At 55.0% G+C, this 25439-nt stretch carries 18 protein-coding genes, 4 tRNA genes, 3 rRNA genes and 1 riboswitch; of the genes, 7 read left to right on the forward strand and 18 right to left on the reverse strand.

The window, feature by feature from the left end; all coding sequences use genetic code 11:
* Together ilvX and ilvL are read right to left on the reverse strand one after the other, a co-directional pair.
* Positions 1–51 (reverse strand): peptide IlvX, encoded by a 51-nt coding sequence (ilvX, locus tag OKF39_RS00075; protein ID WP_166792073.1) that lies wholly within the window; start codon positions 49–51, stop codon positions 1–3.
* Positions 52–137: 86 nt separating this feature from the next.
* The gene (gene ilvL / locus OKF39_RS00080) at positions 138–236 is read right to left on the reverse strand and encodes an ilv operon leader peptide (RefSeq protein ID WP_001311244.1); all 99 of its coding nucleotides are present in this window, start codon (positions 234–236) and stop codon (positions 138–140) included.
* Between the two features lie 341 nt (positions 237–577).
* Here ilvL and OKF39_RS00085 point away from each other — a divergent pair, with 341 nt between their 5' ends.
* Positions 578–2098, forward strand: a complete 1521-nt coding sequence (locus OKF39_RS00085; RefSeq protein ID WP_047366692.1) for a YifB family Mg chelatase-like AAA ATPase — start codon at positions 578–580, stop codon at positions 2096–2098.
* Between the two features lie 27 nt (positions 2099–2125).
* Here OKF39_RS00085 and OKF39_RS00090 read toward each other — a convergent pair whose 3' ends face one another.
* Positions 2126–2464: a MaoP family protein gene (locus OKF39_RS00090; protein WP_008501577.1), complete on the reverse strand. Its 339-nt coding sequence runs from the start codon at positions 2462–2464 to the stop codon at positions 2126–2128.
* A 118-nt stretch (positions 2465–2582) separates the two neighbouring features.
* On the opposite strand from OKF39_RS00090, the gene hdfR reads away from it, so the two are divergent.
* On the forward strand, positions 2583–3404 hold the full coding sequence (hdfR, locus tag OKF39_RS00095) for an HTH-type transcriptional regulator HdfR (RefSeq protein WP_100171250.1): 822 nt from the start codon (positions 2583–2585) through the stop codon (positions 3402–3404).
* 99 nt (positions 3405–3503) lie between these two features.
* Here the strand turns inward: hdfR and OKF39_RS00100 are convergent.
* The 9 genes from OKF39_RS00100 to btuB form a co-directional block, all read right to left on the reverse strand.
* Positions 3504–3579, reverse strand: a tRNA-Trp gene (locus OKF39_RS00100).
* Between the two features lie 54 nt (positions 3580–3633).
* Positions 3634–3710 (reverse strand) — tRNA-Asp (locus OKF39_RS00105).
* 56 nt (positions 3711–3766) lie between these two features.
* Positions 3767–3882 (reverse strand): 5S ribosomal RNA (gene rrf / locus OKF39_RS00110).
* 74 nt (positions 3883–3956) lie between these two features.
* A 23S ribosomal RNA gene (locus OKF39_RS00115) occupies positions 3957–6859 on the reverse strand.
* A 170-nt stretch (positions 6860–7029) separates the two neighbouring features.
* Positions 7030–7105 (reverse strand) — tRNA-Ala (locus OKF39_RS00120).
* A 38-nt stretch (positions 7106–7143) separates the two neighbouring features.
* A tRNA-Ile gene (locus OKF39_RS00125) sits at positions 7144–7220 on the reverse strand.
* A gap of 70 nt (positions 7221–7290) precedes the next feature.
* Positions 7291–8830, reverse strand: a 16S ribosomal RNA gene (locus tag OKF39_RS00130).
* The 16S, 23S and 5S rRNA genes sit together here with 4 tRNA genes alongside, the layout of an rRNA operon.
* A gap of 383 nt (positions 8831–9213) precedes the next feature.
* Positions 9214–10065: a glutamate racemase gene (gene murI / locus OKF39_RS00135; RefSeq protein ID WP_028014824.1), complete on the reverse strand. Its 852-nt coding sequence runs from the start codon at positions 10063–10065 to the stop codon at positions 9214–9216.
* Positions 10010–11857 (reverse strand): TonB-dependent vitamin B12 receptor BtuB, encoded by a 1848-nt coding sequence (gene btuB / locus OKF39_RS00140; RefSeq protein ID WP_479983377.1) that lies wholly within the window; start codon positions 11855–11857, stop codon positions 10010–10012. The genes murI and btuB overlap by 56 nt, the downstream gene beginning before the upstream one ends.
* A gap of 66 nt (positions 11858–11923) precedes the next feature.
* A riboswitch (cobalamin riboswitch) is annotated at positions 11924–12099 on the reverse strand.
* Between the two features lie 104 nt (positions 12100–12203).
* On the opposite strand from btuB, the gene trmA reads away from it, so the two are divergent.
* A complete protein-coding gene (gene trmA, locus OKF39_RS00145; protein ID WP_479983378.1) occupies positions 12204–13304 on the forward strand; it encodes a tRNA (uridine(54)-C5)-methyltransferase TrmA in 1101 nt (366 codons plus the stop codon).
* A 55-nt stretch (positions 13305–13359) separates the two neighbouring features.
* On the opposite strand, the gene OKF39_RS00150 is transcribed toward trmA, so the two are convergent.
* Positions 13360–13719, reverse strand: coding sequence for a YijD family membrane protein (locus tag OKF39_RS00150; protein ID WP_008501783.1), 360 nt, complete (start codon positions 13717–13719; stop codon positions 13360–13362).
* A gap of 9 nt (positions 13720–13728) precedes the next feature.
* The gene (gene fabR / locus OKF39_RS00155; RefSeq protein WP_008501784.1) at positions 13729–14367 is read right to left on the reverse strand and encodes an HTH-type transcriptional repressor FabR; all 639 of its coding nucleotides are present in this window, start codon (positions 14365–14367) and stop codon (positions 13729–13731) included.
* A gap of 196 nt (positions 14368–14563) precedes the next feature.
* Between fabR and sthA the strand changes: the two genes are divergently transcribed.
* Positions 14564–15964: a Si-specific NAD(P)(+) transhydrogenase gene (gene sthA / locus OKF39_RS00160; RefSeq protein ID WP_045260262.1), complete on the forward strand. Its 1401-nt coding sequence runs from the start codon at positions 14564–14566 to the stop codon at positions 15962–15964.
* Here sthA and oxyR read toward each other — a convergent pair.
* The 4 genes from oxyR to argC all read right to left on the reverse strand — a co-directional run bounded on the left by oxyR (position 15947) and on the right by argC (position 20403).
* A complete protein-coding gene (gene oxyR, locus OKF39_RS00165; protein WP_025758848.1) occupies positions 15947–16864 on the reverse strand; it encodes a DNA-binding transcriptional regulator OxyR in 918 nt (305 codons plus the stop codon). The two genes, sthA and oxyR, sit on opposite strands and share 18 nt — an antisense overlap.
* Positions 16865–17167: 303 nt before the next feature.
* Complete coding sequence (argH, locus tag OKF39_RS00170) at positions 17168–18541, reverse strand: argininosuccinate lyase (protein ID WP_048958135.1); 1374 nt, start codon at positions 18539–18541, stop codon at positions 17168–17170.
* A 74-nt stretch (positions 18542–18615) separates the two neighbouring features.
* Positions 18616–19392, reverse strand: a complete 777-nt coding sequence (gene argB / locus OKF39_RS00175; RefSeq protein ID WP_098946274.1) for an acetylglutamate kinase — start codon at positions 19390–19392, stop codon at positions 18616–18618.
* Positions 19393–19398: 6 nt separating this feature from the next.
* Positions 19399–20403 carry an N-acetyl-gamma-glutamyl-phosphate reductase gene (gene argC, locus OKF39_RS00180; RefSeq protein ID WP_041911806.1) on the reverse strand — a complete coding sequence of 335 codons (1005 nt, stop codon included), beginning with the start codon at positions 20401–20403 and terminating at the stop codon, positions 19399–19401.
* 88 nt (positions 20404–20491) lie between these two features.
* Here argC and argE point away from each other — a divergent pair, with 88 nt between their 5' ends.
* The 3 genes from argE (at position 20492) to OKF39_RS00195 (ending at position 25388) form a co-directional block, all read left to right on the forward strand.
* Positions 20492–21643 carry an acetylornithine deacetylase gene (gene argE / locus OKF39_RS00185; protein ID WP_028014830.1) on the forward strand — a complete coding sequence of 384 codons (1152 nt, stop codon included), beginning with the start codon at positions 20492–20494 and terminating at the stop codon, positions 21641–21643.
* A 271-nt stretch (positions 21644–21914) separates the two neighbouring features.
* On the forward strand, positions 21915–24566 hold the full coding sequence (ppc, locus tag OKF39_RS00190; protein ID WP_041911805.1) for a phosphoenolpyruvate carboxylase: 2652 nt from the start codon (positions 21915–21917) through the stop codon (positions 24564–24566).
* A 57-nt stretch (positions 24567–24623) separates the two neighbouring features.
* Positions 24624–25388 (forward strand): AraC family transcriptional regulator, encoded by a 765-nt coding sequence (locus OKF39_RS00195; RefSeq protein ID WP_150145304.1) that lies wholly within the window; start codon positions 24624–24626, stop codon positions 25386–25388.
* Positions 25389–25439: the final 51 nt, after the last annotated feature.

The raw sequence follows: 25439 nt of genomic DNA on the forward strand, positions 1-25439 counted from the left end.
TTAGTTCCCCGTCATAAATCTGGAGAAACAGAATTTTGTGCTAGTCGTCATTCTCTGCTCCTCATTTAAGTTTTTTAGTCATAAAAAAACCCCCGGACCTTTCGGTGCGGGGGTCTTAGTTCGTTAAGGCTTGATTTCTAAGCCTTTCCTCGTCCAAGTGCAGCCCCGCACGGTGGGATAATAATCACCACCACGCTAATCACGACCAGGCTAATCACTCGTAGAAGGGCTGTCATTTTCAGTTCTTTTTGCATCTTGTTCGAAGGAATACCTAAAGAGTTATCACAGTTTTTAAATCAAACACAAGATTTATTTATGAAGGATTTGGTTAGCAAGCGAATCAAATTTTATGAACGCATTGTTTTATATGAGGAAATTTGGAAGTGAATATTTTTCATTTTTTTATTGCAGATCTAACCCTTAAAGCGCGTCTTTTTACATTTTGCGAGTGTGCTTCCACGGTGATGCAATGGTTTCAATGCACCCTGAAAATCTCTGAACAGGCGGCGTAAATACGTGAAAAGACGCTAAACATAGAAAAAAGGCACTGGCATAGTCAGACCAGGAGGTAGTACAAATGTCACTGTCAGTTGTTTATACGCGAGCGGCTCTCGGGGTAAAGGCTCCGCTTATTTCCGTAGAGGTTCATTTGAGTAATGGGCTGCCCGGACTCACGCTTGTCGGGTTACCTGAAACCACGGTTAAAGAGGCCAGGGATCGCGTTCGTAGCGCAATAATAAACAGCGGTTATACCTTCCCCGCAAAGAAGATCACCATCAACCTTGCTCCCGCCGATCTGCCCAAAGAGGGTGGGCGATACGATTTACCTATCGCAATTGCGCTTCTCGCGGCTTCTGAGCAGCTTAATACGACCAGGCTAGGCTCGTATGAGTTCGTGGGTGAACTCGCGCTCACAGGCGCACTGAGAGGCGTTCCCGGTGCGATATCGGGAGCGCTGGAAGCCATACGTGCAGGGCGGCAAATCGTTGTGGCCAATGAAAACGCATCAGAAGTGAGTCTTATTGCAGAAAAGGGATGTCTTATCGCCGGGCATCTTCAGGAAGTGTGCGCCTGGCTGGAAGGCCGCCATGAACTGTCCGAACCGGAAGAGTGCGACGAGGCTATAGCGGATGTGCCAGAAGACCTCAGCGAGATCATGGGACAGGAGCAAGGGAAACGGGCGCTGGAGATTACGGCAGCGGGTGGGCACAATCTCCTGCTGATTGGCCCGCCGGGTACAGGCAAAACCATGCTGGCAAGCAGGCTAAGCGGATTGCTACCGCCGCTTAATAACCATGAAGCGCTGGAAAGCGCCGCCATCTATAGCCTGATCGGTTCGACGTCGTTGCACAAACAGTGGCGTCGACGTCCCTTTCGTTCGCCGCATCATAGCGCGTCACTGACGGCAATGGTCGGTGGTGGGTCTATTCCGGGGCCGGGTGAGATCTCGCTGGCACACAATGGCATTCTGTTTCTCGATGAGTTGCCTGAGTTTGAGCGCCGCGTGCTGGATGCGCTGAGGGAGCCCATTGAATCCGGTGAGATACACATTTCACGCACGCGAGCCAAAATAAGCTATCCCGCCCGTTTTCAGCTCGTGGCGGCGATGAACCCCAGTCCGACGGGGCATTATCAGGGCAACCATAACCGCTGTACGCCAGAGCAGACGCTGCGCTATCTGGGAAAGCTGTCTGGCCCGTTTCTCGACCGTTTCGATTTATCACTGGAAATCCCCCTTCCGCCGCCGGGCCTGCTCAGGCAGACGGATAAACTGGGTGAAAGCTCCGCGCATGTTCGCGAGCGGGTTATCGCGGCACAGGCGAGACAGTATGCCCGTCAAAACAGGCTGAATGCACGACTGGATAATGCAGGGATCCGACAGTTTTGTTCTCTTAACGTTGAAGATGCGGCTTGGCTGGAGGAGACGTTGACGCGCTTCGGGCTTTCCATACGTGCGTGGCAGCGCTTGTTAAAAGTAGCCAGAACCATTGCGGACGTGGAGGGCTGTACTGATATTGCGAGGAAACACTTGCAGGAAGCGCTGAGCTATCGGGCGATCGATCGTTTGCTTTTGCATCTGCAAAAGTTACTGGCATAAAAAAAGGGGCCGTAGCCCCTTTTTTTATTAGTCGTCAGACTCGGTGTAGTCTTCTGCACCTTCCATCTGCGGTTTACCGCCAGACAGCGTATGGAAACGTTTTGGACGCTTAATGCGAGCCATGTACTTGATCCATACACGTTCTGCTTCAGACTGCGGCTCACGCTCACCACGGCACACTGAGACAAACTGTTTTTCATCTTCAGTTGCAGGCTCACGTTTACCCAGATCCAGCTCGTTAAAGGCATAACCATGACGCTCAAGCAGCTGCGCCTCTTTGATGGTGAAATCGCCGTGACGAGAGAACCCGCGCGGATAATGTTTATTGTCGAAAAAACGATTAGTCGTCGTAAAGCTTTCCGCCATCCTACACGCTCCTAATTCTTTGGCCGAGCTATTTATGGCGCGGAGTATTAGTTACGCTTGACAGAGTGTAAAACAAAACATTTAAATCATAACGACAAATTATTTTGCGGAGAAAGATGTGGATACGGAATTGCTAAAAACTTTCCTTGAAGTGAGCAGAACGCGTCACTTCGGGCGAGCCGCTGAAGCCCTTTACCTGACGCAGTCAGCAGTCAGTTTTCGTATTCGACAGCTGGAAAATCAACTGGGTGTGAATCTTTTTACCCGCCATCGCAACAATATCCGCCTCACGCCTGCCGGTGAAAAACTGCTTCCGTATGCGGAGACATTGATGAATACCTGGCAGGCAGCGCGCAAAGAGGTTGCGCATACGTCGAGGCACAACGAGTTCTCGATAGGGGCCAGCGCATCTCTGTGGGAATGCATGCTCAGTCAGTGGCTTACCCGGCTATATCAATCCCATGGCCATTTACAATTTGAAGCCAGAATTGCGCAACGTCAGTCGCTGGTTAAGCAACTTCATGAGCGTCAGTTGGATCTGCTGATCACTACAGAAGCCCCCAAGATGGACGAATTTAGCAGCCAGATTGTTGGACAGTTCGGTCTGGCTCTTTATGCTTCTGAACCCTCAAAGATGAAAGCAGACCTGACCTATTTGCGGCTGGAGTGGGGACCTGATTTTCAGCAACATGAGACGGGATTGATCGCACCTGATGATGTTCCACAGTTAACAACCAGTTCTGCCGAGATTGCCTGTCAGCAACTCCCCTTGCTGAAGGGTTGCACCTGGTTACCAGTCCGTTGGGCAGATACCAAGCCTGGACTGCATGCCGTGGTGGATTCCACTACCCTTTCGCGGCCGCTGTATGCGATTTGGTTGCAAAATAGCGACAAGCAATCGCAAATAAAAGATCTATTAAAAATCAATGTAATGGATTGAGGCTGAGGCCAGCAGGGACGCTGGCTGCATTTAAGAATGCTGAAATTTCACCGGGTTTCAGGCAAAAAAAAATCCTTTGCCGAAGCAAAGGATTCTATATGGCAGGGGCGGAGAGACTCGAACTCGCGACACCCGGTTTTGGAGACCGGTGCTCTACCAACTGAGCTACGCCCCTAAAGTTTTTTGCCATTAAGCCTGCCATTACTGGCAGGCTTAACGTCTTAATAAGTGGCGGAACGGACGGGACTCGAACCCGCGACCCCCTGCGTGACAGGCAGGTATTCTAACCGACTGAACTACCGCTCCACCGAAGACTGCTTGTAACCACCGGATTAATGCACCGGCTTACTACTTAATTTGATGCCTGGCAGTTCCCTACTCTCACATGGGGAGACCCCACACTACCATCGGCGCTACGGCGTTTCACTTCTGAGTTCGGCATGGGGTCAGGTGGGACCACCGCGCTAAAGCCGCCAGGCAAATTCTGTTAATCTGTATCAGGCTGAAACTTGATTGTTCTGTCTCTCACCGCCAAAACAGCTTCGGCGTTGTAAGGTTAAGCCTCACGGTTCATTAGTACCGGTTAGCTCAACGCATCGCTGCGCTTACACACCCGGCCTATCAACGTCGTCGTCTTCAACGTTCCTTCAGGAGACTTATAGTCTCAGGGAGAACTCATCTCGGGGCAAGTTTCGTGCTTAGATGCTTTCAGCACTTATCTCTTCCGCATTTAGCTACCGGGCAGTGCCATTGGCATGACAACCCGAACACCAGTGATGCGTCCACTCCGGTCCTCTCGTACTAGGAGCAGCCCCCCTCAATTCTCCAGCGCCCACGGCAGATAGGGACCGAACTGTCTCACGACGTTCTAAACCCAGCTCGCGTACCACTTTAAATGGCGAACAGCCATACCCTTGGGACCTACTTCAGCCCCAGGATGTGATGAGCCGACATCGAGGTGCCAAACACCGCCGTCGATATGAACTCTTGGGCGGTATCAGCCTGTTATCCCCGGAGTACCTTTTATCCGTTGAGCGATGGCCCTTCCATTCAGAACCACCGGATCACTATGACCTGCTTTCGCACCTGCTCGAGCCGTCACTCTCGCAGTCAAGCTAGCTTATGCCATTGCACTAACCTCCTGATGTCCGACCAGGATTAGCTAACCTTCGTGCTCCTCCGTTACTCTTTGGGAGGAGACCGCCCCAGTCAAACTACCCACCAGACACTGTCCGCAACCCGGATTACGGGTCCACGTTAGAACACCAGCCATTAAAGGGTGGTATTTCAAGGACGGCTCCACGCAGACTGGCGTCCACGCTTCAAAGCCTCCCACCTATCCTACACATCAAGGACCAGTGTTCAGTGTCAAGCTATAGTAAAGGTTCACGGGGTCTTTCCGTCTTGCCGCGGGTACACTGCATCTTCACAGCGAGTTCAATTTCACTGAGTCTCGGGTGGAGACAGCCTGGCCATCATTACGCCATTCGTGCAGGTCGGAACTTACCCGACAAGGAATTTCGCTACCTTAGGACCGTTATAGTTACGGCCGCCGTTTACCGGGGCTTCGATCAAGAGCTTCGCGTTGCCGCTAACCCCATCAATTAACCTTCCGGCACCGGGCAGGCGTCACACCGTATACGTCCACTTTCGTGTTTGCACAGTGCTGTGTTTTTAATAAACAGTTGCAGCCAGCTGGTATCTTCGACTGATTTCAGCTCCGTCCGCAGGGACTTCACCTACATATCAGCGTGCCTTCTCCCGAAGTTACGGCACCATTTTGCCTAGTTCCTTCACCCGAGTTCTCTCAAGCGCCTTGGTATTCTCTACCTGACCACCTGTGTCGGTTTGGGGTACGATTTCGTGTTACCTGATGCTTAGAGGCTTTTCCTGGAAGCAGGGCATTTATCACTTCAGCACCGTAGTGCCTCGTCATCACGCCTCAGTGTTAAAGTGAACCGGATTTGCCTGGAACACACACCTACACGCTTAAACCGGGACAACCGTCGCCCGGCTGACATAGCCTTCTCCGTCCCCCCTTCGCAGTAACACCAAGTACAGGAATATTAACCTGTTTCCCATCGACTACGCCTTTCGGCCTCGCCTTAGGGGTCGACTCACCCTGCCCCGATTAACGTTGGACAGGAACCCTTGGTCTTCCGGCGAGCGGGCTTTTCACCCGCTTTATCGTTACTTATGTCAGCATTCGCACTTCTGATACCTCCAGCATGCCTCACAGCACACCTTCAACGGCTTACAGAACGCTCCCCTACCCAACAACACATAGTGTCGCTGCCGCAGCTTCGGTGCATGGTTTAGCCCCGTTACATCTTCCGCGCAGGCCGACTCGACCAGTGAGCTATTACGCTTTCTTTAAATGATGGCTGCTTCTAAGCCAACATCCTGGCTGTCTGTGCCTTCCCACATCGTTTCCCACTTAACCATGACTTTGGGACCTTAGCTGGCGGTCTGGGTTGTTTCCCTCTTCACGACGGACGTTAGCACCCGCCGTGTGTCTCCCGTGATAACATTCTTCGGTATTCGTAGTTTGCATCGGGTTGGTAAGCCGGGATGGCCCCCTAGCCGAAACAGTGCTCTACCCCCGAAGATGAGTTCACGAGGCGCTACCTAAATAGCTTTCGGGGAGAACCAGCTATCTCCCGGTTTGATTGGCCTTTCACCCCCAGCCACAGGTCATCCGCTAATTTTTCAACATTAGTCGGTTCGGTCCTCCAGTTAGTGTTACCCAACCTTCAACCTGCCCATGGCTAGATCACCGGGTTTCGGGTCTATACCCTGCAACTTAACGCCCAGTTAAGACTCGGTTTCCCTGCGGCTCCCCTATACGGTTAACCTTGCTACAGAATATAAGTCGCTGACCCATTATACAAAAGGTACGCAGTCACACCCGAAGGTGCTCCCACTGCTTGTACGTACACGGTTTCAGGTTCTTTTTCACTCCCCTCGCCGGGGTTCTTTTCGCCTTTCCCTCACGGTACTGGTTCACTATCGGTCAGTCAGGAGTATTTAGCCTTGGAGGATGGTCCCCCCATATTCAGACAGGATACCACGTGTCCCGCCCTACTCTTCGAGTTCACAACCTGTGCATTTTCGTGTACGGGACTGTCACCCTGTACCGTGCGACTTTCCAGACGCTTCCACTAACACACAAGCTGATTCAGACTCCGGGCTGCTCCCCGTTCGCTCGCCGCTACTGGGGGAATCTCGGTTGATTTCTTTTCCTCGGGGTACTTAGATGTTTCAGTTCCCCCGGTTCGCCTCGTTAACCTATGTATTCAGTTAACGATAGTGTGTCGAAACACACTGGGTTTCCCCATTCGGACATCGACGGGTCAAAGGTTCATATCACCTCGCCGTCGCTTTTCGCAGATTAGCACGTCCTTCATCGCCTCTGACTGCCAGGGCATCCACCGTGTACGCTTAGTCGCTTAACCTCACAACCCGAAGATGTTTCACTTCTGATTGCGAAAATTTGAGAGACTCGAACACACCTTAAAGATGTGTCGTTTCAATTTTCAGCTTGATCCAGATTTTTAAAGAGCAAAACTTCGCAGTGCACCTTTTCAGGTTCACTCTGAAGTTTTCTTGTGTTCGCAGTAAAAGATGGTGGAGCTATGCGGGATCGAACCGCAGACCTCCTGCGTGCAAAGCAGGCGCTCTCCCAGCTGAGCTATAGCCCCATCGTTTTGCCAACCTCTTCAAATTTGCTTCGCAAATTTGGTAGGCCTGAGTGGACTTGAACCACCGACCTCACCCTTATCAGGGGTGCGCTCTAACCACCTGAGCTACAAGCCTGTAGAGGTTTTTTACTGCTGTTTTTCATCAGACAATCTGTGTGAGCACTACAAAGGCAGGTTCTTTAAGGTAAGGAGGTGATCCAACCGCAGGTTCCCCTACGGTTACCTTGTTACGACTTCACCCCAGTCATGAATCACAAAGTGGTAAGCGCCCTCCCGAAGGTTAAGCTACCTACTTCTTTTGCAACCCACTCCCATGGTGTGACGGGCGGTGTGTACAAGGCCCGGGAACGTATTCACCGTGGCATTCTGATCCACGATTACTAGCGATTCCGACTTCATGGAGTCGAGTTGCAGACTCCAATCCGGACTACGACGCACTTTATGAGGTCCGCTTGCTCTCGCGAGGTCGCTTCTCTTTGTATGCGCCATTGTAGCACGTGTGTAGCCCTACTCGTAAGGGCCATGATGACTTGACGTCATCCCCACCTTCCTCCAGTTTATCACTGGCAGTCTCCTTTGAGTTCCCGGCCTAACCGCTGGCAACAAAGGATAAGGGTTGCGCTCGTTGCGGGACTTAACCCAACATTTCACAACACGAGCTGACGACAGCCATGCAGCACCTGTCTCAGAGTTCCCGAAGGCACCAAAGCATCTCTGCTAAGTTCTCTGGATGTCAAGAGTAGGTAAGGTTCTTCGCGTTGCATCGAATTAAACCACATGCTCCACCGCTTGTGCGGGCCCCCGTCAATTCATTTGAGTTTTAACCTTGCGGCCGTACTCCCCAGGCGGTCGACTTAACGCGTTAGCTCCGGAAGCCACGCCTCAAGGGCACAACCTCCAAGTCGACATCGTTTACGGCGTGGACTACCAGGGTATCTAATCCTGTTTGCTCCCCACGCTTTCGCACCTGAGCGTCAGTCTTTGTCCAGGGGGCCGCCTTCGCCACCGGTATTCCTCCAGATCTCTACGCATTTCACCGCTACACCTGGAATTCTACCCCCCTCTACAAGACTCTAGCCTGCCAGTTTCGAATGCAGTTCCCAGGTTGAGCCCGGGGATTTCACATCCGACTTGACAGACCGCCTGCGTGCGCTTTACGCCCAGTAATTCCGATTAACGCTTGCACCCTCCGTATTACCGCGGCTGCTGGCACGGAGTTAGCCGGTGCTTCTTCTGCGGGTAACGTCAATTGCTGAGGTTATTAACCTCAACACCTTCCTCCCCGCTGAAAGTACTTTACAACCCGAAGGCCTTCTTCATACACGCGGCATGGCTGCATCAGGCTTGCGCCCATTGTGCAATATTCCCCACTGCTGCCTCCCGTAGGAGTCTGGACCGTGTCTCAGTTCCAGTGTGGCTGGTCATCCTCTCAGACCAGCTAGGGATCGTCGCCTAGGTGAGCCGTTACCCCACCTACTAGCTAATCCCATCTGGGCACATCTGATGGCAAGAGGCCCGAAGGTCCCCCTCTTTGGTCTTGCGACATTATGCGGTATTAGCTACCGTTTCCAGTAGTTATCCCCCTCCATCAGGCAGTTTCCCAGACATTACTCACCCGTCCGCCACTCGTCACCCGAGAGCAAGCTCTCTGTGCTACCGTTCGACTTGCATGTGTTAGGCCTGCCGCCAGCGTTCAATCTGAGCCATGATCAAACTCTTCAATTTAAGTTTGATGCTCGTGAATTAAACTTCGTAATGAATTACGTATGTTCACTCAGAGACTTGGTATTCATTTTTCGTCTTGCGACGTTAAGAATCCATGTCACTTTGAGTGCCCACACAGATTGTCTGATAAATTGTTAAAGAGCAGTTGCAACGCGGCTTTCAGCTCACCGTTGCGAGGTCCCGTATATTACGTTTTCCTCATTCAGAGTCAAGCGATTATTTTCACTTTTCTCTGTTGGCGTTCATCTCTGAACCCCGCTAACCCGGCGGCCTGTAAGCCGTTGTTCCGTGTCAGTGGAGGCGCATTATAGGGAGTTCTCAGACGTTGACAACCCCTCTTTTAAAAAAAACTTTCAACCGTCTCTTTTTTGCTCAAAACCGTGCTACAGCGCCAGTTTTTCGAGCGTTTCAAAGCCATAACGGCGTAAAACGGGTAAAAGTTGCTCAGTCTCTTTCGTGATAGCCATGCAAAACGCGATATTTGCATCGGTAGATTTCGCATCCGGCGCTTCATGCTCCAGCAGCCAGGCCGTACGACGGGCGATCGCCGCACCAGAATCCACCAGCCGCGTCCCCTCCGGAAGCACTTCTAATAGCTCTTCCTGCAAGAGAGGGAAGTGGGTGCAGCCCAGCACAACCGTATCCGGTGGTTCGGGCATCCGCAGCCACGGACGAAGAATACGACGCAGCTCTTCGAGCGATACCGTCTCGCCGTGCAGTTTCGCTTCCGCCATCTCCACCAGCTCTGCGGAGCCAAGCATTGCAATCTGGCATTCGTTAGCAAAACGGTCGATCAGCTCGCGGGTATAAGGACGCTTCACCGTGCCACGCGTGGCCAGCAAGCCCACGATACCGTTCGCCGTCAGGCGCGCGGCAGGCTTTATGGCAGGAACAACGCCCACAACCGGGAACTGGAATTTTTCACGCAGGGCGGGAAGAGAAACGGTGCTCGCCGTATTACAGGCAATGACCGCCAGCGCAAGGGGATAGCGCTTTTGTACCGCGGTGACGATTTCAACCACGCGCTCAACGATAAAGTCCTCACTCTTCTCCCCATACGGAAAAGCGACGTTATCGAAGGCGTAGATGTAATGGAGATCCGGCAGGAGATGCCGAATCTCATCGTAGACCGAAAGCCCACCGACGCCGGAATCAAACACCAGCACGGTAGGGCGCGGATTAGAAGGTGTAGCTGCCAGACAAGGTGTATTCCCGTCCTGCAGTTTGGTAGCCATAAACTGTCTCGTAATCTTTATCGAACAGGTTGGCTATTTTACCACGAACTGTGAGGTGTGAGGTGACCGGATATGAAACTGCGACATCCCACAGGCTCACACCGCCCATTTTCACTTTTTCTGACGGATAAGAACCAAAATCAGTGTCGTAACGCGTGCCGAGATAGTGATACGTCAGGCTCCAGTCGAAATCATAGATCTGCGTATCGAGCTGATATTTCACCTGCTGCTTAGCACGACGGTCCAGAAGTTCGTTGGTCGCCGCATTGCGGGCATCCACATAGTCGTAGCCAACGGTATGCGTCAACGGACCTGTATCAAACGACGCCGTCGCTTCCACACCCTTAATGCGTGCTTTACCGACGTTGTAATATTCCTGAAGGTTATTATTGAAGTCGATGAGATTATCAACGTCATTACGATAGCCGGACACGCGCCAGCTCACACCTGCCGTCAGGCCTTCAAACGCCCCTTCCCACTGCTTGCTCTCTTCTGGATCAAGATGGTCATTGCCATAGAAGCCATAGAGTTGACCCAGATTCGGGGCCTTATAGGCCGTACCATAAGAAGCAATGAAGCGGTAACCGTCCACGAACTCCCACGCTGCACTGCTTTGCCAGGTGCCATGGCGACCAAACTGAGAGTTGTCATCGCTGCGAACCGCCCCTTCCAGAGTGAAATCGCCCAGCTGCTGCAGCCCGGTCAGGTAGACGCCGGTGTTACGCAGGTCGTAGCCGTTGGTCACGTAGTTTGTACCCGGCTCGGTGCTCTGCTTCTGCCAGTCAACGCCCGCACCAATGTTCCCGTGCCCCACATCAACGGAGTTGAGCCACTGAACGTTGTACTGTTTGATTTCATCCAGCGTGACAGTCGAATCGTAACGGCCCAAATTAGGGTCGTAGTTATAGTCTTTGCTGTGGCTATAGCTGGTGAGCAGCTGTGAATGGAATATATCCTCGTTGAAGCGTAATCCTGCGTCCCAGGTCTGGCTATAGAGCTGGCGGGTATCGACCAGAACGTCAGGGGTAAATGAGCTGTAATAACCGTCATAGGCCGTACGGTTGCTGTAGCCAAAGCCGCGAACAAATCCGCTCCACTGGTCTGAGAATGCGTGATCCACCGCACCGTAGAGCGTTTTATTCATAAAGCCGTCGCGATCGGTCTGGGCAAGGCCACCATTGTTGCCGTCCGCAACCACATCGAAACCTTTGGTATAGGTGTAATCCCCCGCCAGCGTGACGCGCGTGCTGTCGCCCAGCGTTTGCTGGGTACTGCCGCCATAATTCTGGTAACCGTGCGACCCTACGCCGGCATTCAGCGTCGTACCGTCCTTCGTGCGGGTGGTAATAATGTTGACTACACCGCCAATCGCATCCGAGCCGTATACCGCCGAACGCGGTCCACGCACATATTCGATACGCTGCACCAGGGAGATCGGGAACTGGCTGAGATCGGACGACCCCGTGACGCCCGCCTGGTTAAGGCGGATGCCGTCAACGAGAATCAGGACGTGGCTGGAGTTGGTGCCACGGATAAAGAGAGAAGAGAGTTGCCCCATCCCGCCATTTTGCGCCGTGTCCACGCCGGGCAAGCGACGCATAACGTCCAGCACCGAGGTTGACTGCCAGCGGTCAATATCGGCACGCGTAACCACCGACGTTGCTGCCAGAATAGTTTTTTCAGGTTGTTCAAAACGATTTGCCGTCACCACCAACGAGTCAGCGCTATCCTGCGCCCAGCCCGAAAATGCCGTGACGGACAGCGCCGTCAACAGCGATACTTTTTTAATCATTGTTAAAGCATCCACAATATAAGAAGGATGCCGCAGGCCTCATCTATAGCACGCGATGATGAAACCAAATGCGACGTGATCCCGGCAGGTCTTCGGGCTAGGTGGCGTTATACGGATGAAGACTTCCCATTTTCACAGTGTCTACAGCTCTCATCCCGCCAGTCTTTACCGCTGCGCGTCAGCTCCAGATTTTCACTGGATTCCCTTTTCACTCTCAGGAGACCGGAAACAGAATGCTACAATTAGACACGTATAGATGTCCAGACAGCTATTGGCCATTAAATCTGGACATCCCCTGAACAATCCCTACAATCCCCGCGTAATTCTTTATCACTCAGGACGCATCATGACCCCAGAACACCTCCCGACAGAACAGTACGACGCGCAGCTGGCCGAGAAAGTTGTCCGCCTGCAAAGTATGATGACGCCTTTCAACGCGCCCGTTCCCGAGGTGTTCCGCTCCCCTGTCAGCCACTACCGCATGCGCGCCGAGTTCCGCATCTGGCATGACGGCGACGACCTGTACCACATCATTTTCGATCAGCAGACCAAATCACGCATTCGCGTGGACAGTTTCCCGGCAGCGAGCGAGCTTATCAACCAGCTGATGACGCTGATCATTGAAGGCGTGCGCAACAATTCGGTGCTGCGCAACAAGCTGTTCCAGATTGACTACCTGACCACGCAAAGCAATCAGGCGATTGTCTCTCTGCTGTACCACAAAGCGCTGACCGACGAATGGCGCGAGCAGGCCGAAGCCCTGCGCGATGCGCTGCGTGCGCAGAACATCAACGTGCACCTGATTGGCCGCGCGACCAAAACCAAAATCATGCTGGATCAGGATTACGTCGACGAGCGTCTGCCGGTGGCGGGTAAAGAGATGGTTTACCGTCAGGTGGAGAACAGCTTCACCCAGCCGAATGCCGCGATGAACGTGCAGATGCTGGAGTGGGCGCTGAAGGCGACGGAAGGATCTAAGGGCGATCTGCTTGAGCTGTACTGCGGTAACGGCAACTTCTCGCTGGCGCTGGCGCGTAACTTCGAACGCGTGCTGGCAACGGAAATCGCCAAGCCGTCGGTAGCGGCCGCGCAGTACAACATCGCCGCTAACCATATCGATAACGTGCAGATCATTCGCATGGCGGCAGAAGAGTTCACCCAGGCCATGAACGGTGTACGCCAGTTTAACCGCCTGGAAGGGATCGATTTGAAGAGCTATCAGTGTGAGACGATTTTTGTCGACCCGCCGCGTAGCGGCCTGGACAGCGAAACCGAGAAGATGGTGCAGGCGTACCCGCGTATTTTGTACATCTCCTGTAACCCGGAGACGCTGTGCAAGAATCTGGAAACATTAAGCCAGACGCACAAGGTTGAACGTCTGGCGCTGTTCGATCAGTTCCCGTATACGCACCATATGGAGTGCGGTGTACTGCTCACGGCGAAGTAACTAGCCGGCGTTTTTGGCAGGTGGCGCTTCGCTTACCTGCCCTACTCAGACCTCATTACTCTGGCAGTTGGCTCTTGCGGCTACGCATGCGCGAGCCAATCCAGAACACCAGCGCCACGGACAGTACCGCAGGGAAGAAGTTAGAGCCGATATCCGGATACTCCGCGCGCACCACGGTGCTATACAGCAATACGCCCAGAATAAAACAGGCAGCGGCCAGCCCCGGTAACCCGACCGGCATCGTACGGTTCAGGTAACGCTGATGCAGGCAGTAGACCGTCAGCACCAGCGCAATAAGCGGGAAAATCGAAAATGGCACGATGGAGCTAAAAATAGCGGCAAACGTGCCATTAATGGATAAGCCAGCGATCAATGCCAGCAACAGCGTCCCTTTATCCTGACCTGACTGTTTCATTACTCACCTTCACTCTTCGGTTTGATGTGCCAGTTTCTCTTGTTCACGGCGATACCAGTAGTACGCGCCTTTGGAGATCATCCTGAGCTGCAATACCAATCGCTCTTCAAGCTGCTTGCGTTGTTCAATGCTGACGTCCAGCGCTTCGGCACCCGCGCTGAACACAATCGTCACCATCGCCTCGGCCTGTGCTTCAGTAAAGGCACGCGGCATATGGTTTTCGAGTTCAAGATAGTCGGCAAGTTCCGCGATGAAGTGCTGAATTTCCCGCGCGACGGCGGCACGAAACGCTGCCGATGTGCCCGAACGCTCGCGCAGAAGCAGACGAAACGCGTTGGGGTTATTGCCGATAAATTCCATAAACGTCGACACGGAGGTGCGGATCACGCTGCCGCCTTTGGCGATACGCTGACGCGCCTGGCGCATCAGCTGGCGCAGCATCAAACCGCTCTCGTCGACCATGGTCAGGCCCAGTTCATCCACATCACGGAAGTGACGATAGAAGGACGTTGGCGCAATCCCGGCCTCGCGTGCGACTTCGCGCAGGCTCAAACTGGCAAAACTCCGCTCAGCACTCAGTTGACTGAATGCGGCTTCCACCAGCGAACGCCGGGTTTTCTCTTTTTGTTGTGCTCTTACGCCCATCACGATAGTTGAATCCTTCCAAAGGCCTGATGGCACTATACCAGAGAATAAAATTAATCTGTTTGCTCAGCTTTGTGAATGATTGTTTACGTGCGGTTTGTGCTCCACTGCCGGAAAAAAGCACAACGATAATTGGGTTACCCTGGCAATGATGTTATGATTCTGTTGCTTTTATGTATAAGAACAGGTAAGCCTTGCCATGCCACATTCCTACGATTACGACGCAATAGTTATTGGTTCCGGCCCCGGCGGCGAAGGTGCTGCTATGGGTCTGGTGAAACAGGGAGCCAGAGTAGCGGTCATCGAGCGCTACCATAATGTCGGCGGCGGTTGCACCCACTGGGGCACCATCCCATCGAAAGCCCTCCGCCACGCCGTTAGCCGCATTATCGAATTTAACCAGAACCCTCTTTACAGCGACCACTCCCGACTTCTTCGTTCCTCCTTTGCCGACATCCTGAATCACGCGGATACCGTCATTAACCAGCAGACGCGCATGCGTCAGGGCTTTTATGAGCGTAACCATTGTGAAATCCTGCAGGGCAACGCGCATTTTGTGGATGAACACACCCTGGCACTCGAATGCCACGACGGTTCGATTGAGACAATCACCGCTGAAAAATTTGTGATTGCCTGCGGTTCACGCCCTTACCATCCGGCCGATGTCGACTTCTCACACCCGCGCGTCTACGACAGCGACTCCATTCTGAGCCTGCACCATGAACCCCGCCACGTCATTATCTATGGCGCAGGGGTCATCGGTTGCGAATACGCGTCGATCTTCCGCGGAATGGATGTCAAAGTTGACCTGATTAACACCCGCGACCGTCTGCTGGCGTTCCTCGATCAGGAGATGTCAGACTCCCTCTCCTACCACTTCTGGAACAGCGGCGTGGTGATTCGCCACAACGAAGAGTACGAGAAAATAGAAGGCTGCGATGACGGTGTGATCATGCACCTGAAGTCCGGTAAGAAGCTGAAAGCCGACTGCCTGCTGTACGCCAACGGCCGTACCGGCAATACCGATTCATTGCGGCTGGAAAATATCGGGCTTGAAACAGACAGCCGCGGTCAGCTGAAGGTCAACAGCATGTATCAGACCGCGCTGCCGCACGTATACGCGGTGGGCGACGTAATTGGCTACCCGAGCCTGGCCTCCGCCGCTTACGATCAGGGCCGCATTGCCGCTCAGGCGCTGGTGAAGGGTGAAGCAACGGCGCATCTGATCGAAGATATCCCGACGGGGATCTACACCATTCCAGAAATCAGTTCCGTGGGAAAAACCGAGCAGCAGCTGACGTCAATGAAGGTGCCTTACGAGGTAGGTCGTGCCCAGTTTAAACATCTGGCGCGGGCGCAGATCGTGGGGATGAGCGTAGGTACGCTGAAAATTCTGTTCCATCGCGAGACGAAAGAGATCCTCGGGATTCACTGCTTTGGTGAACGCGCGGCGGAAATCATTCATATCGGCCAGGCAATCATGGAGCAGAAAGGTGGTGGTAACACCATTGAGTACTTCGTTAACACCACCTTTAACTACCCGACCATGGCGGAAGCCTATCGGGTAGCCGCGCTGAACGGCTTAAACCGCCTGTTTTAACGCGCTGTCGAAATGGCCATCCATCGCACCGCGGATGGCCTCTGCCAGCTGCTCATAGCGGCTGCGCAGCGGTGACCCCGGACGATACACCAGGCCGATCGTGCGACGCGGCTCCGGCTTAATGCACGGCAGGTACACCACGCCATCACGCTTACGCTCGCGTGGCACGGCCAGCGCAGGCAGCAACGTAATACCGCTTCCCGCCGCCACCATATTACGCAGCGTTTCCAGACTGGTTGCGCGGAAGTGGGTATCTTCGTCAGCGCCCGCTTCGAAGCAGAAGCCCATCGCCTGATCGCGCAGGCAGTGACCGTCTTCCAGCATCAGCAGCTTTTCACCGGCCAGATCGGCCATCGGCACGCGATCGCGGTTCGCCCACGGGTGATCTTCATAGATCGCCAGCATCATCGGCTCATCGAACAGCGGTACTTCAATAAACGCTTCGCTCTCTTTTACCAGCGCCAGAATGGCGCAGTCGAGCTTGCCGCTGTCCAGCTGCGCCAGCAGCTGATGGGTTTGCGCTTCATGCAGGTACATTTCGAGTTTCGGGAACGTCTGGTGCAGCATCGGAATGATGTGCGGTAACAGGTACGGGCCAACGGTTGGGATCAGGCCAATATGCAGCGGGCCGGACATGGCCTCTCCCTGCTGGCTTGCCATTTCCTTGAGCACTTTGACCTCGCGCAGCACGGTGCGCGCCTGATCCACCAGCAGAAGACCGGCCTGGGTGAACAGCACCTTACGGCTGGTGCGCTCCAGCAGCATCACGCCCAGCTCGTCTTCCAGCTTGCGGATCTGCCCGCTCAGCGTCGGCTGGCTGACGTGGCAGGAATCTGCCGCGCGGCGAAAGTGACGATGCTCGGCTAACGCTACCAGGTATTCAAGATCACGAATATTCATTATTCATCCTCCGTCGCCACGATAGTTCATGGCGATAGATAGCATAGCAATGAACGATTATCCCTATCAAGCATTCTGTTGAATAATACGCCACATAGACGAGGCGGCCGTGTTTGACCCTTGACGTCCCCGCACCGTCAGCGAGTTTCTCTCAAAACTCGAACAACTAAAGCCAACGTGAACTTTTGCGGACCCCGTGGTCCGCTTTTTTTTTGCGTAAAAAAGCCTGGCGCTAAGCCAGGCTCCGTTTTTCTCCCTCTCCCTGTGGGAGAGGGCCGGGGTGAGGGCACCAGCCCGCACGGTTCAAACCAGCCGGTTTTTCGCATCCGCAATTGCCTGCGCCACCTGCTTCGGCGACACGCCGCCTTTCGCCGCACGCTTATCCAGGCAGGACTGCAGCGCCAGAATCGGGTACACATCCTCCCCGATCGCCGCGCTGAATTTTTGCAGGTCGGCAAGCGCCAGATCTTCCAGCGGTTTACCCTGACGAATCGCTTCCACCACCGCTTCGCCCACAATATGGTGCGCTTCACGGAACGGTACGCCCTTCGCGACAAGGTAGTCCGCCAGTTCAGTAGAGTTGGCATAGCCCTGCTGTGCCGCTTCCTGGCAGCGCGGACGTTTCACCTGAATGCCGTCCAGCACCAGCGCGCCCATGTGCAGGCAGTCAAGCCAGGTGTCGAGCGCGTCGAACAGCCCTTCTTTGTCTTCCTGCATATCTTTGTTGTACGCCAGCGGCAGCCCTTTCAGGGTCATCATCATGCCGGTCAGCGCGCCCTGCACGCGACCGCACTTGCCGCGGATCAGCTCCAGCGCGTCCGGGTTTTTCTTCTGCGGCATCAGGGATGAGCCTGAGGTCACGCGGTCGGACAGCTCAACGAAGCCCGCTTCACCGGAGTTAAAGAAGATCAGGTCTTCGGCAAAGCGCGAAAGATGCACCATCCCGATAGAGGCATTGGAGAGCAGCTCCAGCACGTGGTCACGGTCAGATACGCTGTCCAGGCTGTTGCGGGTGGCGGAAGCAAAGCCCAGCCATCCTGCCAGCTGCTCGCGGTCGATTTCATACGCCGTACCGGCCAGCGCGCCGCTGCCCAGCGGGCTGACGTCCAGACGCTTCAGGGTATCCTGAAGACGGCTTTCGTCACGCGCCAGCATCTCAACGTAGGCCAGACACCAGTGCGCAAAGGTCACCGGCTGCGCGCGCTGCAGGTGGGTATAACCCGGCATCACCGCGTCCTGATTGTTCTGCGCGGTCTCTACCAGCGCACTTTGAAGCTGACGGTTGGCCGCCAGCAGTTCGCCAACGGTCTCTTTACACCACAGCTTCAGGTCGGTGGCGACCTGGTCGTTACGGCTACGGCCGGTGTGCAGCTTTTTACCCAGCTGACCGACTTTGTCGATCAGCTTGCCTTCCACCCAGCTGTGAATATCTTCGGCATCGCTCTGCAGGATTTGCTGCGGATCCAGACGCACCTCTTCCAGCAGGTTGTTCAGCGCCTCTTCCAGCTGCTGCTGTTCGTCTGCGGTCAGTACGCCAACGGTCACCAGCGCTTTGGACCAGGCCACAGAGCCGACAATATCCTGTTCGGCCAGGCGGTAGTCGAAGCGCAAAGAGTCGTTGAACTGTTTGAACCGTTGATCCGCTGCCTGTGTAAAACGCCCACCCCAAAGTGCCATAACATCGTTCCTTTATTTGTTAGTTCCGCCGGGTGCGCTTCGCTTACCCCGGCCTACGGTCATTCACTAAAAACTTACGCCAGAATACGCGTGCCAATCGGCGTGCCGTTAAACAGCGCCGGGAGCTGCTCCGCGTGACGCCAGGAGGCGATATCCACCGGGCGGCCCAGCGTGCGCGCCGCATCCAGCGCGGCGTTCACTTTGACGATCATGCCGTCGGTAATAATGCCCTGAGCGATCAGCTGCTCGGCTTTGGCGGCGGTCATTTCCGCTATGCGCTGGCCTTTACCGTCGAGAATGCCGCTCACGTCGGAGAGCAGGATCAGGTCTGCGCCCAGCGTGGCCGCCAGCGCGGTTGCCGCCTGGTCCGCGTTAACGTTCATCAGCTCGCCCTCTTCGGTCACGCCGATAGAGCTCACCACCGGCAGGAAACCGCCTTCCAGCAGGGTGTTAATCAGCTTAGGCGAACCTGGCTGCGCCAGTCCAACATGGCCGAGCTCTTCGTCGAGCTGGGTCACTTTTACGCTGTCACCGTCGCCCAGGTAGAGGCCAACGGACGCAATATGGTGTTTCTTCGCCCATGCCAGCAGCGTTTTGTTCGCCGTGCCCGCCAGCGCGCCGGTAATGATGTCAATCTGGTCAGCAGGCGTGACGCGCAAGCCATTTTTCTTTTTCACCGGCAGATTCAGCCCTTTCATCAGCTCATCCACCACGCAGCCGCCGCCGTGCACAATCACCAGCGGACGCTGGTGCGATTCGCGATAGTTCACCAGCGCGGTAAACAGGCGCTCCAGCGCTTCTTCGCTGTCCAGCAGTACACCACCGAGTTTGATAATTAATGGGTTCATCATCACACCTTAAATAAGAGCCTGCGTTTCAGGGAAGCCGAAACGAATATTTGCACACTGCATTGCCTGTGCGGCAGCGCCTTTGAGTAAGTTATCTTCTGCGGCGACCACAATCAGATGCTCGCCCTGTACGGCAAAGCCGATATCGCAGAACGGCAGGCCAACCACGTTTTTGAGCGCCGGCACGCCTTTGTCGTACAGACGCACCAGCGGTTTATCCGCATACGCCTGCGTGAAAGCCTCGCTCACCTGCTCTTTCGTCACGCCCGACTTCAGGCGACAGGTGATGGTTTCGAGGATCCCGCGCGGGAAGCTGCCCAGGTGCGGGGTAAAAATCACCTCCGCGCCCAGATGGGTGGTGATTTCAGGGTGATGGCGGTGATTAAACACGCCATACGGCTGAAGGCTCACTTCGCAGAAGCTGTTGGAGATAGCGGCCTTGCGCCCCGCACCGCTCACGCCGCTGGTGGCGTTGATCACCGGCCACTGGCTCAGATCCAGCAGACCCGCGTCGATCAGCGGCTTCAGGGAGAGCTGCGCCGCCGTCGGGTAGCAGCCCGGAACGGCAATCAGGTCCGCTTCTTTCAGTTTATCCGCACTCCACTCCGCCAGGCCGTACACCGCTTTTTCAAGCAGATCCGGATGCTGATGAGTGAAGCCGTAATATTTTTCGTAGAACGCGCCGTCGTTAACGCGGAACGCGCCGGAGAGGTCAAACACCACGCAGCCGGCCGCCAGGAACTGCGGCGCAAGGTCGTGGCTGACCTCGTGCGCGGTGGCTAAAAACACCACGTCGACGCCGTCGGTAAACTCGCTGATGTCAGACATCGGCTGCAGCGGCAGATCGACCATGCCCTTAAGCTGCGGATGCAAATCGGAAATTAACTTTCCTGCATCATTGCTTTGCGCTGACACGGTCAAAGCGGTTATGGTCATATGAGGGTGGCGATTTACGTAGCTTACAAGCTCTGCGCCCGCATAACCGCTAGCGCCTACAATCAGCGTATTCAACATCGGGTTCCTTTATGCTCAACGTTAATGTATTTTTATTCACATTTATTGCATGAATATTGATACTATCACGACCTAAGGTGTGTCAACAATGAAAATGAACTTACCGCCATTTATCGAGATCTACCGCGCCCTGATTGCCACACCGTCCATCAGTGCGACCGAAGAAGCGCTGGATCAGAGCAATGAGTCTTTAATCAATCTGCTGGCGGGTTGGTTTAGCGATCTTGGGTTTAACGTTGAGGTTCAGCCCGTCCCCGGAACACGCCACAAATTTAACCTGCTCGCCAGCACCGGAACCGGCGCGGGCGGCCTGCTGCTGGCCGGCCATACCGACACCGTACCGTTTGACGATGGCCGCTGGACGCGCGATCCGTTCACCCTGACCGAGCATGACAACAAGCTCTACGGTCTGGGCACCGCCGACATGAAAGGCTTCTTCGCCTTTATCCTCGACGCGCTGCGTGACGTGGACGTGACGAAGCTGAAAAAACCGCTCTACATTCTGGCAACCGCCGATGAAGAGACCAGCATGGCGGGCGCACGTTATTTCTCTGAAAACACGTCGATTCGTCCGGACTGCGCGATCATCGGTGAACCGACCTCTCTGCAGCCGATTCGTGCGCACAAAGGCCATATTTCTACCGCGGTGCGCGTGCTGGGCCAGTCCGGCCACTCCAGCGATCCGGCGCGCGGCGTGAACGCCATTGAGCTGATGCACGACGCCATTGGCCGCATTATGACCCTGCGCGACGATCTGAAAGAGCGGTATCACTACGAGGCATTCACCGTGCCGTATCCGACGCTGAACCTCGGTAGCCTGCACGGCGGCGATGCGTCCAACCGCATCTGCGCCTGCTGCGAACTGCATATGGATATCCGTCCGCTGCCGGGCATGACGCTGAGCGATCTGGATGGCCTGCTGAATGAAGCGCTGGCCCCGGTGAGCGAGCGCTGGCCGGGACGCCTGACGGTCTCCGAACTGCATCCGCCAATCCCGGGCTACGAATGCCCGCCAGACCACCAGCTGGTTCAGGTGGTGGAAAAACTGCTCGGCGAGAAAACCGACGTGGTGAACTACTGCACCGAAGCGCCTTTTATTCAAACGCTTTGCCCGACGCTGGTCCTCGGCCCTGGCTCCATTAATCAGGCCCACCAGCCGGATGAATATCTGGAAACCCGCTTCATCAAGCCCACCCGCGAGCTCATTACCCAGGTTGTGCATCACTTCTGCTGGCATTAAAACCGCACCGAAAAGTCCCCTCTCCTCGTGGGAGAGGGTTAGGGTGAGGGCAACAAATCGCATGATCACCGTCACATTTCCATAAGCATCTCTTATCTGACGCAATGCGAATTAAATTTCGTAAATTGCCCGCATTTATTCGTTTGCTGAACCGTTTTCGCAGCAATTGACGACGGGGGTTTTACGTGGCTTTATAAAGGGAGATGACAAAATAATGTCCAGAAGATTTTCGCCTGGGCATAAACAAAAATGATGGGGTGACTGGGTTTTTATGAACGAACAATATTCCGCGTTGCGTAGTAATGTCAGCATGCTCGGCAAAGTGCTTGGAGATACCATCAAAGACGCGCTGGGGGAGAACATCCTCGACCGCGTTGAAACCATCCGCAAGCTGTCTAAATCTTCCCGTGCCGGTAACGAGGCCAGTCGTCAGGAGCTGCTCACCACCTTGCAGAACCTCTCTAACGATGAGCTGCTGCCCGTTGCCCGCGCCTTCAGCCAGTTCCTGAACCTGGCAAACACCGCTGAGCAATACCACAGCATTTCGCCAAACGGCGAAGCGGCCAGCAACCCGGAAGTCATTGCCCGCACCCTTCGTAAACTGAAAGACCAGCCAGACCTCAACGAAGCCACCATCAAAAAAGCGGTGGAGTCCCTTTCGCTGGAGCTGGTGCTGACCGCACACCCAACCGAAATCACCCGTCGTACGCTGATCCACAAGATGGTGGAAGTAAACAGCTGCCTGAAGCAGCTGGATAACAAAGACATTGCCGACTACGAGCGCAACCAGCTGATGCGCCGTCTGCGCCAGCTGATTGCCCAGTCCTGGCATACCGATGAAATTCGTAAGCATCGCCCAAGCCCGGTCGACGAAGCCAAATGGGGCTTTGCGGTGGTGGAAAACAGCCTGTGGGAAGGGGTACCAAACTACCTGCGCGAGCTGAACGAACAGCTGGAAGAAAACCTCGGCTACCGCCTGCCGGTCGATTTCGTTCCGGTTCGTTTCACCTCCTGGATGGGAGGTGACCGCGACGGCAACCCGAACGTGACCGCGGAAATCACCCGTCACGTTCTGCTGCTGAGCCGCTGGAAAGCGACCGACCTGTTCCTGAAGGATATTCAGGTGCTGATCTCCGAGCTGTCGATGGTTGAAGCGACGCCGGAACTGCGCGCGCTGGCCGGTGAAGAAGGCGCCAGCGAGCCGTACCGTTTCCTGATGAAAAAGCTGCGCGGTCAGCTGATGGCCACCCAGGCGTGGCTGGAAGCGCGCCTTAAAGGCCAGCGCCTGCCGAAGCCGGAAGGTCTGCTGAGCCAGAACGAACAGCTCTGGGAGCCGCTGTACGCCTGCTATAAATCACTCCAGGCCTGTGGGATGGGCATCATCGCCAACGGCGAACTGCTTGATACCCTGCGCCGCGTGAAGTGTTTCGGCGTACCGCTGGTGCGTATCGACGTGCGTCAGGAAAGTACCCGCCATACTGAAGCGCTGGGCGAGCTGACCCGCTATCTCGGCATCGGCGACTATGAAAGCTGGTCAGAAGCCGACAAGCAGGCGTTCCTGATCCGCGAATTGAACTCCAAGCGCCCTCTGCTGCCGCGCAACTGGGAGCCAAGCAACGACACCCGCGAGGTGCTCAACACCTGTAAAGCGATCGTCGATGCGCCGAAAGGATCGGTGGCCGCCTACGTGATCTCTATGGCGAAAACCCCGTCCGACGTGCTGGGTGTTCATCTTCTGCTGAAAGAAGCGGGTATCGACTACGCCCTGCCAGTCGCCCCGCTGTTTGAGACCCTCGACGACCTGAACAACGCCAACGACGTCATGACCCAGCTGCTTAACATCGACTGGTATCGCGGCTTTATTCAGGGCAAGCAGATGGTGATGATTGGCTATTCCGACTCCGCGAAAGATGCGGGCGTGATGGCGGCGTCCTGGGCGCAGTATCAGGCTCAGGATGCGCTGATCAAAACCTGCGAGAAAGCCGGTATTGAGCTGACCCTGTTCCACGGTCGCGGAGGCTCCATTGGCCGCGGTGGCGCACCTGCTCACGCAGCACTGCTGTCACAGCCGCCGGGAAGCCTGAAAGGCGGCCTGCGCGTGACCGAGCAGGGCGAGATGATCCGCTTCAAGTACGGCCTGCCGGAAGTGACCATCAGCAGCCTGTCGCTCTATACCAGCGCGATCCTGGAAGCGAACCTGCTGCCACCGCCGGAGCCAAAAGAATCCTGGTGCCGCATCATGGACGAGCTGTCAGATATTTCCTGCGATCTGTACCGCGGCTACGTGCGTGAAAACAAAGACTTCGTGCCTTACTTCCGTTCAGCAACGCCTGAGCAGGAGCTGGGTAAACTGCCGCTGGGCTCGCGTCCTGCAAAGCGTCGCCCGACCGGTGGCGTTGAATCCCTGCGCGCCATTCCATGGATCTTCGCCTGGACGCAGAACCGCCTGATGCTGCCCGCCTGGCTGGGTGCCGGTGCCGCGCTGCAAAAAGTGGTGGAAGACGGCAAACAGAACGAACTGGAAACCATGTGCCGCGACTGGCCCTTCTTCTCTACCCGTCTGGGCATGCTGGAGATGGTCTTCTCGAAGGCCGACCTGTGGCTGGCGGAATACTACGACCAGCGGCTGGTGAAACCAGAGCTGTGGGCGTTGGGTAAAGAACTGCGCGAACTGCTGGAAGGCGACATCAAAGTGGTGCTGGACATCGCCAACGACTCGCACCTGATGGCGGACCTACCGTGGATTGCCGAGTCTATCCAGCTGCGTAACATCTACACCGACCCGCTGAACGTTTTACAGGCTGAACTGCTGCACCGTTCCCGCCTGGCGGAAGAGGAAGGTAAAGAGCCGGATCCTCGCGTTGAACAGGCGCTGATGGTGACGATTGCGGGCGTTGCGGCGGGTATGCGTAACACTGGGTAATGCTTTATGCCGGGCAGGCGTTTTTAGCGCCGCCCGGCACGTTTCGGTAGTCTTCTCATGTATTCCGATATCACCCGAATTTTGGCTGACCTGGTGAACCGTACGTTACCGCTGGGCCAGATTCATTTCTCAGCGCTGGCTGAACAGCATCCCCGAACATCTCCCTGCCTCGTCATTACCCTTGCTCCCCCTTGTGAGGCGATATTTTCATCCTTTGGACACATCACGCTTCCAGCGCCTAACGTCCTGAGCATACATTTCGGTAAGCAGCAGCTGACTCTCGATTTACAGCGTGACAACGCGCTTTTGCAGCAGCTACAGGTTCCCCGGCGTGGCCCGCGAACGGGTGCTTTTCTTCTGCAAGCGCTCACCGAATTACAGATGCAGCCAGACGAGCAAGACACAGCCATGCTGGTGGTATTAAGCTTGCTCAGCCACTGCCGGGATCTGCTTGGCAGTGACATCCACACCGCTAACCGCAGCCGGGCGCTATTCGAAGCCGTTCGTAGCTATATCGAAGAAAATTACGCCTCTTCGTTAACGCGCGAATCCGTGGCACAGGCGTTCTACATCTCGCCGAACTACCTTTCCCATCTCTTTCAGAAGATCGGCCACGTGGGGTTCAACGAGTATCTGACACAAACGCGGCTGGAACATGCACGCCAGCTGCTGAAAGGCTACGATCTCAAAATTAAAGATATTGCCGCACGCTGCGGATTTCCTGACAGCAACTACTTTTGTCGCCTCTTTCGCAAGCACACCGAGCGTTCCCCTTCCGAATATCGTCGCCAGTATCACAGCCAGCTTATCGCCAAAAAATAGCATTGTGATCGCTATCGCACTTCGCTAAGGACATTACATTTGTCCAGTATT

The sequence above is a fragment of the Enterobacter cloacae complex sp. HYC042_NIDB genome, assembly GCF_056673315.1.

Coding starts and splice junctions, on each gene's coding strand:
- ilvL (WP_001311244.1), bottom strand. CDS start 236: ATGACAGCCCTTCTACGAGTGATTAGCCTGGTCGTGATTAGCGTGGTG.
- OKF39_RS00085 (WP_047366692.1), top strand. CDS start 578: ATGTCACTGTCAGTTGTTTATACGCGAGCGGCTCTCGGGGTAAAGGCT.
- OKF39_RS00090 (WP_008501577.1), bottom strand. CDS start 2,464: ATGGCGGAAAGCTTTACGACGACTAATCGTTTTTTCGACAATAAACAT.
- murI (WP_028014824.1), bottom strand. CDS start 10,065: ATGGCTACCAAACTGCAGGACGGGAATACACCTTGTCTGGCAGCTACA.
- btuB (WP_479983377.1), bottom strand. CDS start 11,857: ATGATTAAAAAAGTATCGCTGTTGACGGCGCTGTCCGTCACGGCATTT.
- trmA (WP_479983378.1), top strand. CDS start 12,204: ATGACCCCAGAACACCTCCCGACAGAACAGTACGACGCGCAGCTGGCC.
- OKF39_RS00150 (WP_008501783.1), bottom strand. CDS start 13,719: ATGAAACAGTCAGGTCAGGATAAAGGGACGCTGTTGCTGGCATTGATC.
- sthA (WP_045260262.1), top strand. CDS start 14,564: ATGCCACATTCCTACGATTACGACGCAATAGTTATTGGTTCCGGCCCC.
- oxyR (WP_025758848.1), bottom strand. CDS start 16,864: ATGAATATTCGTGATCTTGAATACCTGGTAGCGTTAGCCGAGCATCGT.
- argH (WP_048958135.1), bottom strand. CDS start 18,541: ATGGCACTTTGGGGTGGGCGTTTTACACAGGCAGCGGATCAACGGTTC.
- argB (WP_098946274.1), bottom strand. CDS start 19,392: ATGATGAACCCATTAATTATCAAACTCGGTGGTGTACTGCTGGACAGC.
- argC (WP_041911806.1), bottom strand. CDS start 20,403: ATGTTGAATACGCTGATTGTAGGCGCTAGCGGTTATGCGGGCGCAGAG.
- argE (WP_028014830.1), top strand. CDS start 20,492: ATGAAAATGAACTTACCGCCATTTATCGAGATCTACCGCGCCCTGATT.
- ppc (WP_041911805.1), top strand. CDS start 21,915: ATGAACGAACAATATTCCGCGTTGCGTAGTAATGTCAGCATGCTCGGC.
- OKF39_RS00195 (WP_150145304.1), top strand. CDS start 24,624: ATGTATTCCGATATCACCCGAATTTTGGCTGACCTGGTGAACCGTACG.